12 protein-coding genes are annotated in these 12,211 nt (G+C 59.1%); 1 reads left to right on the top strand and 11 read right to left on the bottom strand.

The features are described from left to right. Window positions 1–37: 37 nt before the first annotated feature. A complete protein-coding gene (locus ACR0AY_RS11770; RefSeq protein ID WP_170392042.1) occupies window positions 38–373 on the bottom strand; it encodes a cupin domain-containing protein in 336 nt (111 codons plus the stop codon). 194 nt (window positions 374–567) lie between these two features. Here ACR0AY_RS11770 and ACR0AY_RS11765 point away from each other — a divergent pair, with 194 nt between their 5' ends. Beyond that, entirely contained in the window at window positions 568–1,746 is a 1,179-nt protein-coding gene (locus tag ACR0AY_RS11765) for a BaiN/RdsA family NAD(P)/FAD-dependent oxidoreductase (protein WP_170512268.1), read from the top strand. Here the strand turns inward: ACR0AY_RS11765 and ACR0AY_RS11760 are convergent. The 10 genes from ACR0AY_RS11760 to mraZ form a co-directional block, all read right to left on the bottom strand. Continuing rightward, a complete protein-coding gene (locus ACR0AY_RS11760) occupies window positions 1,743–2,123 on the bottom strand; it encodes a glycine zipper family protein (RefSeq protein ID WP_170392045.1) in 381 nt (126 codons plus the stop codon). The two genes, ACR0AY_RS11765 and ACR0AY_RS11760, sit on opposite strands and share 4 nt — an antisense overlap. Before the next feature lie 106 nt (window positions 2,124–2,229). Next, window positions 2,230–3,624, bottom strand: coding sequence for a UDP-N-acetylmuramoyl-L-alanine--D-glutamate ligase (gene murD, locus ACR0AY_RS11755; RefSeq protein ID WP_170512615.1), 1,395 nt, complete (start codon window positions 3,622–3,624; stop codon window positions 2,230–2,232). Window positions 3,625–3,637: 13 nt separating this feature from the next. Beyond that, window positions 3,638–4,168, bottom strand: coding sequence for an AAA family ATPase (locus tag ACR0AY_RS11750; protein WP_170512270.1), 531 nt, complete (start codon window positions 4,166–4,168; stop codon window positions 3,638–3,640). Next, the gene (gene mraY / locus ACR0AY_RS11745; RefSeq protein WP_170392049.1) at window positions 4,165–5,247 is read right to left on the bottom strand and encodes a phospho-N-acetylmuramoyl-pentapeptide-transferase; all 1,083 of its coding nucleotides are present in this window, start codon (window positions 5,245–5,247) and stop codon (window positions 4,165–4,167) included. Before mraY ends, ACR0AY_RS11750 begins: the two co-directional genes overlap by 4 nt. After that, the gene (locus ACR0AY_RS11740) at window positions 5,247–6,665 is read right to left on the bottom strand and encodes a UDP-N-acetylmuramoyl-tripeptide--D-alanyl-D-alanine ligase (protein WP_170512272.1); all 1,419 of its coding nucleotides are present in this window, start codon (window positions 6,663–6,665) and stop codon (window positions 5,247–5,249) included. The genes mraY and ACR0AY_RS11740 overlap by 1 nt, the downstream gene beginning before the upstream one ends. Further along, on the bottom strand, window positions 6,662–8,143 hold the full coding sequence (locus tag ACR0AY_RS11735; protein ID WP_170512274.1) for a UDP-N-acetylmuramoyl-L-alanyl-D-glutamate--2,6-diaminopimelate ligase: 1,482 nt from the start codon (window positions 8,141–8,143) through the stop codon (window positions 6,662–6,664). Before ACR0AY_RS11735 ends, ACR0AY_RS11740 begins: the two co-directional genes overlap by 4 nt. Before the next feature lie 22 nt (window positions 8,144–8,165). After that, a complete protein-coding gene (locus tag ACR0AY_RS11730) occupies window positions 8,166–9,953 on the bottom strand; it encodes a peptidoglycan D,D-transpeptidase FtsI family protein (RefSeq protein WP_170512275.1) in 1,788 nt (595 codons plus the stop codon). Next, entirely contained in the window at window positions 9,950–10,318 is a 369-nt protein-coding gene (gene ftsL / locus ACR0AY_RS11725; protein WP_170401400.1) for a cell division protein FtsL, read from the bottom strand. Before ftsL ends, ACR0AY_RS11730 begins: the two co-directional genes overlap by 4 nt. Continuing rightward, window positions 10,315–11,307: a 16S rRNA (cytosine(1402)-N(4))-methyltransferase RsmH gene (gene rsmH / locus ACR0AY_RS11720; RefSeq protein ID WP_170512617.1), complete on the bottom strand. Its 993-nt coding sequence runs from the start codon at window positions 11,305–11,307 to the stop codon at window positions 10,315–10,317. The genes ftsL and rsmH overlap by 4 nt, the downstream gene beginning before the upstream one ends. A 4-nt stretch (window positions 11,308–11,311) precedes the next feature. Continuing rightward, window positions 11,312–11,779 carry a division/cell wall cluster transcriptional repressor MraZ gene (mraZ, locus tag ACR0AY_RS11715; protein WP_480439182.1) on the bottom strand — a complete coding sequence of 156 codons (468 nt, stop codon included), beginning with the start codon at window positions 11,777–11,779 and terminating at the stop codon, window positions 11,312–11,314. Window positions 11,780–12,211 lie beyond the last annotated feature (432 nt).

The following is a 12,211-nucleotide window of genomic DNA, read 5'->3' as shown; positions in this document are numbered from 1 at the left end:
CAACCGCGCCCAACGTCATTGTTCAAAAAGTAAATCGTCAGTCTTTGATGGGGTATCTGTCAGGCTCTTCAAACACATCGATCACTCGGGAACCCGCCTTGATGCGCCCGCCATGCTCCACTCCGGCTGGGATAGAATAGCTGTCGCCGGGCAGATAAACTTTCGTCTCTCCGCCAATGGTGAGTTCAATTTCTCCTTCCACCACCGTACCCCATTGGGCACCATGTGAATGTAGTGGGAGTTCCATTTCTTTAAGAAAAGTAAAAAAGGCGACCAAACCAGCATCAGATCGAATGACTGCCGTCTGCACGACGTCTTCGGGAAATGGCACGTCTAGTCTTGGAAAGTCTGTAATGAAGTTTGGAAAGCGCATATTTTTATCCCTTTAAATGGATCTAACCGGCAAGCATTAGCACAGAGCCTAGCATGTCAGGATGTACTACGACTAAAAATCCACATACCATATGGCACAAACCCAAGTGCCGCTGAGAAATTCTGTGGGCCAAACCCACACCGTTTTTGGTCTGCGCTCTTGCCATCGCTCACAATCCACGCCATGCGCAGCATATGGATTTCGAGACGATCATCCTCGGTGCTGGCGCGGCTGGCATGATGTGCGCAGCCCATTGCGGTGGCCAGGCGCTGGTGATCGACCATGCAAAAGCTCCCGGAGAAAAGATCCGCATCTCGGGTGGTGGACGATGCAATTTCACCAATATGTATGCGGGACCGGGCAATTTCCTGTCTCAGAATCCGCATTTCAGCAAATCAGCGCTGGCGCGATATACACAGTGGGACTTCATCGAACTGGTCGATCGCCATGGCATTGCATGGCATGAAAAAACGCTTGGGCAATTGTTCTGCGACGGGTCTTCGAAACAGATCGTCCAGATGCTGCTGAATGAAATGGTCAAGGCCGAGGCCGAGCTCTGGGTGCAGACGTCGCTGCGCAACTTGCGCAAAACCGAAAGCGGTTTTGCTTTGGATGTCGAACGCGATGGCAAGCACATCCCTCTGACCTGTCGCAATCTGGTTCTGGCCACGGGTGGCAAATCGATCCCCAAAATGGGCGCAACGGGGTTGGCCTATGACATCGCGCAGCAATTCGGGCTGCAGATAACCGAGACACGGGCGGCGCTGGTGCCGTTCACCTTCTCGGACGGACGGTTCAAGGATTTGTCCGGCGTCTCTTTGCCCGCTCGACTGTCAAACGAGCACAGCAGTTTCGACGAGGCGTTGTTGTTCACCCATCGCGGGTTGAGCGGTCCTTCGGTGCTGCAATTGTCTTCGTACTGGCGCGAGGGTGAGGCAATATGGGTCAACCTGATCCCCGATTTGCCTTTATACGATCTGCTTCGCGATCAGCGGCAGGCTGTTGGGCGCAAGGCGCTGACCACCGAATTGGCACGCCACCTGCCCACGCGTCTGGTGGAATACCTCGCACACCATATCCCGATGAAGGGCAATCTTGCGGATCAGTCCGACACGGCGCTGTCGGAACTGATCGCCGCATTGTCCAACTGGCGGCTTACGCCGTCGGGCACCGAGGGCTATCGCACCGCCGAGGTCACTCTGGGTGGAATCGACACTGACGGGCTGTCGTCCAAAACCATGGAGGCCAGGGATGTCCCCGGCCTCTATGTCATTGGTGAAGCGGTGGATGTCACCGGCTGGCTTGGCGGTTACAACTTCCAATGGGCGTGGTCCTCGGGCCACGCCGCCGGAAGTGCCATCGCAAGCCGTTAGCCTACGACGTTGTAACCCCGTCCGCGCATACAGTTGCGCACGATGACTTCCTTGTTCTGGTTCTTGTTGATCACGTCAGCACCTGCACCAACCAACGCACCGGCAACGGCGGCGCGACCCAGGTTGTCACTGCTGTCCTGAACGATGCCGGTGACGGCTGCAGCACCTGCAGCGCCGATTGCGGCATTACCTGCGGTCGATCCGTCAACGCTGGCCTGCGAGGCTGCAAGTTGCTGGCACTGATACAGGTCCGAGTTGTAGTTCGGGCCTACCGGGCCATCGATCACGGGCTGATAGTTGGCCCCGGTATTGGTGCAAGCCGCAGCAGCCAGCAGCGCTGGAACGACCAGAAGAAGTTTACGGTTTGGCATATTCATGACCTCGTGTTGAATTTCCTGAAGGCAAAAACCAATGCAGGCAGTGCGTCAAGCAGATAGGCCCACAGCTTCGCCGAACCGGCGATCTATTGCAAACGCATTGCTTTCAGAGGCGTTTTTTAACCTGAACCACGAAGTCATCGCCACGTTGTTCGAAGTTGTCATACTGGTCGAAACTGGCCGCAGCAGGTGCCAATAGAACGGTTTCACCGGGCTGCGCATCGGCCATGGCCTGCATAACCGCCGCTTCCATAGTGGTGCAGACTTGCGCATCGGCCTGCAACTGCATTGCAAAGCTCGCCGCCTCACGCCCGATGACGTAGGCCTTGATTACGTGGTCCCCTGCCCCGTTCAGCGCCTCAAGCCCGCCTTCTTTCTCAAGCCCGCCACAGATCCAACGTATCTTCTTGAACGCGCTCAACGCTTTGAGGGCGCTATCTACGTTGGTGGCTTTCGAGTCGTTCACATAGGTCACGCCATCCGCCTCGGCGATGATCTGGCTACGATGCGGCAGACCGGGGAAACTATGCAGCGCATCTTCTATGACGCGCGGCGCAAGGCCCAATGAGCGACAGGCGGCATAGGCGGCGCAGGCGTTCTGGTGATTATGCGCACCGGGCAGGCTCTTGATCTCACGCAGGTCGATCGATCCGGCCTGACGGCCCTTGCGGTATTCCGACAGGAAACCCTTGCGGGCAAAGACCTGCCAACCCGACCCGGTCAGCTTGCGCGCCACCGAGACGCGGATCACCCGGTCATCCGACGGTCCCTCGGCCAGTTGCCCGGCCAGAAACGCGCCCTCGGCCTCATCTATCCCGATCACGGCGCGGTCTGGGCCTCCTTCGGCGAACAGGCGACGTTTGGCGGCAAAGTAACCACCCATTCCACCATGTCGATCCAAGTGATCAGGTGAAAGATTGGTGAAAACCGCCACATCCGGCGTCAGTGCGCGGGCCAGTTCGGTCTGGTAGCTCGATAGCTCCAGTACCACGACCGATCCATCGCCACCTGGGTCGATGTCCAGCACGCCGCGCCCAATGTTACCCGCCAGTTGCGAGTCGCGCCCGGCCTCGGTCAGGATATGTTGGATCAACGCAGCGGTGGTTGATTTGCCATTCGATCCCGTCACCGCGATGACGCGCGGTGGGATGTCGTAGTTGTTCCATTCAGGGCCTGCGAAAGAGCGAAAGAACAGACCTATATCATTGTCGACCGGAACTCCGGCTTCCAACGCAGCGGCCACAACCGGGTTCGGCGCGGGGTAGAGATGAGGGATGCCGGGCGAGACAATTAGTGCGGCAATATCGTCAAACGCCCCGTGGCGGCGCAGATCGACACACGAGAATCCCTCGACCTCTGCCGCTTCACGCGCGGCGGGGTTGTCATCCCAGCAGATCGGCTCAGCCCTGCCAGCGCGCAGCGCTCGTGCGGTGGTCAGACCCGACCGACCTAGCCCCAGAACCGCTACTTTCTGCCCTGAAAACCCTTTGACCGGGATCATTGCCATACACCTTCTATCCGAGCCGCTCTTCCAGCCAGTCCGCCCGCCAAGAGACCGGCCCTTTTGGAACGTTTTCTATTACGAACCCATAGTCTGGTAACCGGTCGCACAAAGCATCGTATTCCGCAATAGCTGCGGCCAAGTTGTGCCGCCGGTCATCATCCTGTTCGAATATCTCAGGCCAAGGAGGAAAGAGAAACACGCATGGGTCGTAGCCCAAGTGCAGTATCTGTTCACGCACTTTGGTCTCCAACGGTGTAACGGTTCGATCAAACCAAATCAGCGCGTCCAATGCCGAACGATCAAATAGCACAAGATCATCTTTGGCATTGTTGAAGTCTGATATCGCAAGTTCAATGATCCGGCGGCAGAATACCTCGGAGTTGACCCAAGGCAGAGCGCGACCACCACCTTGTCTTTCCTCGGCAATGACACGACGACCCGGCTCGGAAACTGTTGAATATCCGCGTCGGGCCATCTCCTCCAGCAGTGTTGATTTGCCACCACCGGAGCATCCAGAAAGCACGACGCAACGCGGGCTCATCTGACTTTCAGCGTCGCCAGCCCGATCATCGCTAAGATCAGTGAAATGATCCAGAACCGGATCACGATGGTGGGTTCAGCCCAGCCCTTTTTCTCATAATGGTGATGGATCGGCGCCATCAGGAACACCCGCTTTCCGGTCCGTTTGAAATAAAGAACCTGGATGATCACACTTAAAGCTTCAACCACGAACAGCCCGCCCACGACTGCCAATACCAACTCGTGTTTGGTAGCAACGGCAATCGCGCCCAGCGCACCACCCAGAGCCAGTGATCCGGTATCACCCATGAAAACCGCCGCCGGAGGGGCGTTGTACCACAGGAATCCCAGCCCCGCACCAAACAGCGCTGAAGTGAAGATGAAGATTTCACCGGTGCCAGGCACATAGTGAACATCAAGATACTCGGTGAAGTCGACCCGCCCAACCGCATAGGCAATCACACCAAGGGTCGAGGCCGCGATCATCGCGGGCATGATCGCCAGCCCGTCCAGACCATCTGTCAGGTTCACCGCGTTGGCCGCACCCACAATGACGATCACCGCAAAAGGGATATAGAAAAGGCCAAGATTGATCAGCGTATCCTTGAACACCGGCAGAGCCAGCTGGTTTTGCAAATCGCTGGGATGGTGCAGCGTCGCCCAGAGTGACGCCAGCACGGCAATGATGATTCCCAGCGCCAACCGCATCTTACCGGAAACGCCCTTAGTGTTCTGCTTTGAGACCTTGGCATAATCGTCCGCAAAGCCGATGGCCGCATAGGCCAGCGTCACGAACAGTACCATCCAGACATATGGATTGTCCCAGCGCGCCCAGATCAGGGTCGAGGTGACCAGCGCACCCACGATCAGCAGCCCGCCCATGGTAGGGGTTCCAGCCTTGGACAGATGCGCCTCGGGGCCGTCATCGCGGATCGGTTGACCTTTGCCTTGCCGTTTGCGCAATACGTTGATCAAGGGTTTTCCGAACAAAAACCCAAAGATCAGCGCAGTCAGAAAGGCGCCCCCTGCCCGGAAGGTGATATAGCGGAAGAGGTTCCAGAAATCCCCTCCGTCCGACAGGGCGGTTAACCAATAGAGCATTACAAAACCTTTCTCACAATACGGCGGCTCTCTGGCGCGCTGCCATGCCCCATTTGCCGCAGACCGTCAACGATCTGCGCCAGAGCCATGCTGAGGGAGCCCTTGGCCATCACTACATCGCCGCTACGGATCAATTCCGGCAGATGGGCGGCCATCTCATCGCTGGTTTCCGTCCACAACCCGCGCTTGCCCTCGGGCAGCGCCTGATGCAGCGCTTGCATCAACGGGCCGATGCAATGAACCTGATCGACATGCGCCATCGCAGGCAACTCGGCCATGGCGGCGTGCATCGCCTGCTCTTGCGCACCAAGCTCTTTCATGTCGCCCAGAAACGCGATCTTGCGTTTGCCCGCCGACGTAGACAGCACGTCGAGAGCGGCCTCCATCGAGGTTGGATTGGCGTTGTAGCTGTCATCGAGCAGTTCAATCTGCCCGCCATCTGGCAGCGCGATCACCTCGCGCACACCGCGCCCTTTGACCGGAGACCAGCCGCGCAGACCGGCAATCGCCTGATCCAGATCGACCCCCAGCGCGACACAGGCCGCCAGAGCGCCCAGCGCATTCATAGCAAAGTGAGTTCCCGCGGATTGTACATCGAATGTGATGTCTGCTCCGCCGACAATACCGTGTCCCCGCACCGAGTCAGGGCCTTGGAGCACGTTGGTAAGGGCATAGTCCCGCGCCTTGTGGCCAAATTCGACGATCCTCGCACCATGCGCAGCGGCGCAGTCGCGCAAGATGCCCGCGTGTTCGATATCGGCGTTGACGATAGCGGTGCCGCCCTCGGCCACCCCGTCGAAGATCGCAGCTTTTTCAAATGCAATACCCGCAACCGAGTCGAAGGCTTCGAGGTGGACGGCGGCTACTGTGGTCACCAGCCCCACATGCGGTTGCGCCTGACGCGCCAGCGGGGCGATTTCGCCCGGATGATTCATGCCGATCTCGATCACCGCGAACTCGGTGTCGCGCGGCATTCGCGCCAGCGTCAAAGGCACGCCCCAATGGTTATTGTAGCTGGCGACGCTGGCATGAGTTTTGCCTTGCGTCTCCAGAATGCTGGCCAGCATTTCCTTGGTCGAGGTCTTACCCACGCTGCCAGTCACCCCCACCACGCGCGCACCTGTCCGGGCGCGAGCCGCCTGCCCCAACGCCTCTAGACCCGTCTGCACATCGTCGACGATCAACAGCGGTGCATCTTCGGGCACGCCTTCGGGAATATGCGACACAAGCGCTGCGCCTGCGCCTTTTTCAAGCGCTTGGGCGACGAAATCATGGCCGTCGCGGGCAGCCTTCAACGCAACGAACAGGTCACCCGGCTGCAGGGTGCGCGTGTCGATGGAGACGCCGTTCACCTGCCAATCGGTGGTGGCGCGCCCGTTGGTGGCCTCTGCGGCCTCGGCTGCGGTCCAGAGCGTCATGCGACCCTCCCGTCCAGCGCGGCAACGCTGATACTGGCCTGTTCCACATCGTCAAAGGGCAGGACCTGATCTCCGACGATCTGGCCGGTTTCGTGTCCCTTGCCCGCAATCAGCAGAGCGTCGCCCGGTTGCAGCGCGTCGATGCCGCGCAGGATGGCCTCCGCCCGGTCCCCGACTTCCGTGGCTTCGGGTACGCCCAACATGACAGCACCGCGGATGGTGGCCGGGTCTTCGCTGCGTGGGTTGTCATCGGTAACAAAGACCACATCGGCGTTTTCAGCAGCGGCCCGCCCCATCAATGGGCGTTTAGTGGCGTCTCGGTCACCGCCTGCACCAACAATGGCGATCAGACGTCCCATGACATGCGGGCGCATCGCCTTCAGTGCAGTGGCCACGGCATCCGGAGTATGCGCGTAATCGACAAACACCGCCGCGCCGTTGTCGCGGGTGGCAGCCAGCTGCATCCGTCCGCGCACGGTGATCAGGTGCGGCAAGGTTTCGAACACGCGGTCGGGGTCCTCGCCCGCCGCGATGACCAATCCGCAAGCCAGCAAAACGTTCTCGGCCTGAAAGCCGCCGATCAGATTCAGGCGGGTTTGATAGGCCTTGCCTTTCCATGAAAAGCGCAAATCCTGCCCGGTCGCGTCAAAGCGTTGATTCAGAAGACAAAGATCAGAACCCTCAGGGCCCACGGTGATGATATTCTGGCCGCGTGCCTCGGCGATCTTGCGCATCTCGGCACCCTTGGGATCACCAAGGTTGACCACAGCGACCCCGTCTTCGGGCAGCACACGATCAAACAGACCCGCCTTGGCTGCGAAATAGGCCTCGAACGTGTCGTGATAGTCCAGATGATCCTGCGTGAAATTCGAGAACCCGGCAGCGGTCAGATGCACCCCGTCCAAGCGACGCTGTTCAAGCCCGTGCGAGGAGGCCTCCATCGCCGCATGGGTCACGCCATTTTCGGCAGCCTCGGCAAGACAGCGGTGCAGAGTGATCGGCTCGGGTGTGGTATGGGCCAGCGGCGCAGTCCATGCGCCCTCGACCCCAGTGGTGCCCAGGTTGACGGCGGCAAGTCCAAGCTCGGTCCAGATCTGGCGGACGAAACTGGCGACCGAGGTTTTTCCATTGGTGCCGGTGACCGCCACGATAGTCTGCGGTTGCGCGCCAAACCATAGGGCGGCGGCCCCTGCCAGTGCCTGACGGGGGTCTTCCGTGACGATCAGCGCAGCATCGGATGCGGCCAGTTCGTCGGTGGCGATCTCGGCCCCTTTCGCGTCCGTCAGGATCGCGGCGGCCCCCATGCGCAAGGCGTATTGGATGAAGTCTCCACCATGGACTCGAGTGCCGGGAAGGGCTGCAAAGAGGAAACCGTCTTTGACCTCGCGGCTGTCGACAGCCAGACCGGTGATTTCGGGATTGGCCCCTCCCCGTGCGGTCAGGGCCAGTTCGCTGAGTTTCTTTGACCGATTGCCCATGACCCACCTTTCGCTGGACAGCCTAATTTGAGGTCAGCGTTATAGCAGCGCGCGCCTCAGGCTCAAGCCGGGGTCTGAGACCCAATAGCGGCGCCACCCGTCCAATCAGTTCGGCAGCAACGGGAACGGCAGTCCAACCCGCCGTGCGGCGCTTTTCGCCATAGGCTACGATGGACGGTTCATCCAGCGTGACGATTAACACATATTTCGGATCATAAGCCGGGAAGATGGTGGCGAAGGTGGCAATCACCTTGTCCTCATAGTACCCGCCACGCGGCTTGGGTTTATCGGCAGTACCGGTTTTTCCCGCCACGTCGTACCCTTTGACATCACCAAAGCTGGCGGTGCCATCCGTGACCACTTTGCGTAGCATATTTTGCGCCTGCTTGGCGGTGTTTTCGGACATCACGCGAGGGCCGTATTGCGGGCCATTGCGGCGCAAGATCGTGGGGCTGACATAGTACCCGCCATTGGCAATCGCTGCGTAACCAGCGGCCAGATGCATGGGGCTGGTCGAAAGGCCGTGGCCATAAGAAATCGTCACGGTGCTCAACTCGCCCCATTTCTTGGGCTTGAGCGGTTGCCCGCCCTTGGCCTCGACAATCTCGAATGGGGTTGGGTCGAACATGCCTAGCGCGTTCAGAAAATCCTGTTGCCGGTCGGCCCCGATTTGCAAGGCCAGCCGCCCGGTGCCTCGGTTCGAGCTGTACTTGATTACATCCGAGACACTGATCTCACCATAATTCTTGCCGTTAAACTCGCCAATCGGGAAGCGCCCGATTTTCATTGGGCCGGAAGTGTCAATGATGGTGTTGGAGTTCACCAGACCTAGCTGCACCGCCTGCGCGGCGGTGAAGATTTTGAACACCGAACCCAGCTCATAGACACCCTGTACATAGCGATTGAACAGCGGGCTGTCCGAGGGATCGAAGCCCGAGGTCGGCGGGCGCGGACGGTCATTGGGGTCAAAAGACGGCAACGACGCGGCCGAGACGACCTCGCCCGTATGGGCGTTCATCAGAACCGCCGAGGCTCCTTTGGCGTTCATGATCTTCATGCCGCCATAAAGCACCTGTTCCACCGCCGCTTGAACGGTCAGATCCAGCGACAGTTGCAGCGGCTTGTTGCCGTTGGCCGGGTCGCGCAGATAGCCGTCGAACTGTTTTTCGACGCCAGCTACGCCGATCACCTCGGCTGCGCTGACACCTTCGCGGCCAAAGCCCGAGCCGCCCAGAATATGCGCCGCGAGTCTGCCATTGGGATATAGCCGCATTTCGCGCGGGCCGAACAGGATGCCGGGATCACCGATGTCATGCACCGCCTGCTTCTGCTCGGGCGAGATGCGCTTCTTGATCCACAGGAATTTTCGCTTACCGGTGAAGTCTTTGACCAAACGCTCTTTTTCCAGATCAGGGAAAATAGCGACCAGTTGCTCGGCTGCGGCGATCGGGTCAATCATCAGCGGTGGCTGCGCATAGACAGAATAGGTGTCCAGATTGGTCGCCAGAATACGGCCTTCGCGATCCACGATATTGGCGCGTTGCATGGCGATGGAGGCCCCCGGCGCACTTGCCAATGGTTCTTGCGCCTCGGATGTCGCCAGAACGCCCATACGAAAGCCTACGACCGAAAAGGCGCAAAAGAAGAAAAGACTCAACACCAACAGGCGGCCCTCGGCGCGCGCGCGGGCGCGGTCTTTCATGTCTTCGTGGCGTTTGCGGATGTTCTCTCGCTCAATCGCCTTGGGGTTTTCACCCTTTGCACGGGCGTCGAGGATACGGGCCAGAGGGCGAAGTGGTGTGCGGGTCATGGAACCTGCACCTCGATCAGTGCCTGAATGTCAGTGACGTCCTGTATTTCAAGCGGGTCGACGATGGGCAGATCCGGGTCCTCGCCATAGGAAATCTGATCGGCGCGACCAAACTGCTCAGCCCGCAGAGGCAGCAAGCTGAGACGTTCGAAATTCAAGTCCGCCAGCTCACGCAAACGATCAGGCCGGTTTAGATAGGCCCATTCGGCATTCAGCACGGCGAGTCGCGCCTGCGCCATCCCGATCTGGCCTTGCAGCAACTGCGTTTCCTTCAGCACCTGCTGCGTGCGATAGTTCTCTTGATAAGCCCAAAGCGCCAGCCCGAATACGGACAGTGCAGTCAACACATACAGAATACTCTTCATCTTGCCCTTCCCCCCAATTGCGGCATGCCGATGGCCCGGGCCTCAATTTCCCCTGCCGGGGCATCCGTTCTTATCGCGACACGCAATTTTGCCGAGCGTGCACGTGGGTTTTCTTCAAGTTCCTGCTCATCCGGCCCTACGGCCTTGCGGGTCTTGAGTATGAATTGCGGCTTCTCCTGCTCCATCTCAGGCGCATAACGGTTGGCGCGTCCGGTTTTGCCCGCGCGCGATTGGAAGAACCGCTTCACCATCCGGTCTTCTATGGAATGGAAAGTCACAACGGCCAGTTGCCCGCCCGGCTTCAAAGCGCGCTCGGCGGCCATAAGCCCCTGAAACAGTTCTTCGTATTCTGCGTTCACCGCGATCCGTAGCCCTTGAAAACTGCGCGTCGCCGGGTGCGATTGGCCCGGTTTGGGGCGCGGCAGGCAGGATTCGATAATCTCGACCAGCCGCAGAGTTGTTGTGATCGGTTCTTCGGCCCGCGCCTTGACGATGGCCTTTGCTATACGACGACTGGCGCGTTCCTCACCGAAATGGAACAGGATGTCGGCCAATTGCGTCTCGGTTGCCGTATTCACCAGATCAGCTGCGCTTTCACCATCTTGGCTCATCCGCATGTCCAACGGACCGTCTTTCATGAAGGAAAAACCGCGTTCAGCCTGATCCAACTGCATGGATGAGACACCAAGATCCAGCACCACGCCGTCCAGATCCTGTGCATATTCATCCATGCGAGAGAACACGCCCTGCTGCATCACCAGCCGGTCACCGTATTCCCCAGCCCAGTCAGCGGCCATTTCAAATGCCAGTGGGTCGCGATCGACGCCAATGACCTTCTCGGCCCCGGCCTCCAGCAACGCACGAGTATAGCCGCCTGCGCCGAATGTGCCGTCCAGCCAGGCACCGGATACCGGCGCCACGGCGGCCAACAACGGGCGCAGAAGAACGGGGATATGAGGTTTGTCCGATGAGGTCTGAGCGCCGGCCATGCCGTCACCCATCCCCGATGCCATCGAGATACTGCATCGGATCGAAATCATCCGGCAGATCGTCAAGCCATTCCTCGGTCGTGGCCAGTTCCTCGGCCTCGTATGTCTCGGGCTTCCAGATCTGGAAGGTATCACCGGCAGCGATAAAGAACGCCTCGTTCTCAAGGTCGATCTTGTTGCGCAGCTTTGCGGGCAGCACCAAACGACCCGTTTCGTCCACATTGGTCGGGAAGGACTGACCATGGAACATCCGCTGAAGCATCCGACGCTGCATCGAGCCACGTGGCAGCGCATCGATCTTGGCATCCACCTCGTCGATCGCTTCCATGGTGTAACATTCAAGGTATTTGCGGCGGTGGTCGCCATAGACAATCACGAGTTCAGGATTGTCACCGGGTTGCCAGCTGGGGTCCGAGGCCTCAAGCACACGACGAAACGAGGCCGGGATCGAGACCCTGCCCTTCGTATCCACCTTATGCTGGCTTTCGCCTCTAAACCTGCGCGCCAAGACGACTGTCCCTTTCGCTTGCGCCCCACCTCAAAATTCACGTTCCCCCCGGAAGTAAAACGGCGGGTTGATCTGCTGCCACTGATCAACCCGCCGCATTGACCCGCTTTGCGGGATGTCCAGCTGCGCGCGCCACCTGGGGGGGATGTCTGCTCGCCCGCGCGCCGGATCTGTTAAGTGATGAAAGCGAGATGCCTGTATGAAACCTGTTTTTGTATTTTTGGTTCGGGGTCGTTTGGTGCCCCTCAACTGTCCTCGCCCTCATCGGGTACACAAGGGATGCCATGGGAATTCATGGAAATCAATAGGAAATTTGCATATGGAGGCCTGATGCAGGCTTCAGATCAAGACTAATGCAATCGAAACTCGGATCAAATATGCCACAAATTGTGCTCC

Source organism: Ruegeria sp. A5 (genome assembly GCF_056543005.1).
This window is presented reverse-complemented; position numbering and strand designations above follow the sequence as displayed.

Excerpts from the sequence above, each read along its gene's own strand:
- ACR0AY_RS11770 (WP_170392042.1), bottom strand. The coding sequence starts at position 373 with ATGCGCTTTCCAAACTTCATTACAGACTTTCCAAGACTAGACGTGCCA.
- ACR0AY_RS11765 (WP_170512268.1), top strand. The coding sequence starts at position 568 with ATGGATTTCGAGACGATCATCCTCGGTGCTGGCGCGGCTGGCATGATG.
- ACR0AY_RS11760 (WP_170392045.1), bottom strand. The coding sequence starts at position 2,123 with ATGAATATGCCAAACCGTAAACTTCTTCTGGTCGTTCCAGCGCTGCTG.
- murD (WP_170512615.1), bottom strand. The coding sequence starts at position 3,624 with ATGATCCCGGTCAAAGGGTTTTCAGGGCAGAAAGTAGCGGTTCTGGGG.
- ACR0AY_RS11750 (WP_170512270.1), bottom strand. The coding sequence starts at position 4,168 with ATGAGCCCGCGTTGCGTCGTGCTTTCTGGATGCTCCGGTGGTGGCAAA.
- mraY (WP_170392049.1), bottom strand. The coding sequence starts at position 5,247 with ATGCTCTATTGGTTAACCGCCCTGTCGGACGGAGGGGATTTCTGGAAC.
- ACR0AY_RS11740 (WP_170512272.1), bottom strand. The coding sequence starts at position 6,665 with ATGACGCTCTGGACCGCAGCCGAGGCCGCAGAGGCCACCAACGGGCGC.
- ACR0AY_RS11735 (WP_170512274.1), bottom strand. The coding sequence starts at position 8,143 with ATGGGCAATCGGTCAAAGAAACTCAGCGAACTGGCCCTGACCGCACGG.
- ACR0AY_RS11730 (WP_170512275.1), bottom strand. The coding sequence starts at position 9,953 with ATGACCCGCACACCACTTCGCCCTCTGGCCCGTATCCTCGACGCCCGT.
- ftsL (WP_170401400.1), bottom strand. The coding sequence starts at position 10,318 with ATGAAGAGTATTCTGTATGTGTTGACTGCACTGTCCGTATTCGGGCTG.
- rsmH (WP_170512617.1), bottom strand. The coding sequence starts at position 11,307 with ATGGCCGGCGCTCAGACCTCATCGGACAAACCTCATATCCCCGTTCTT.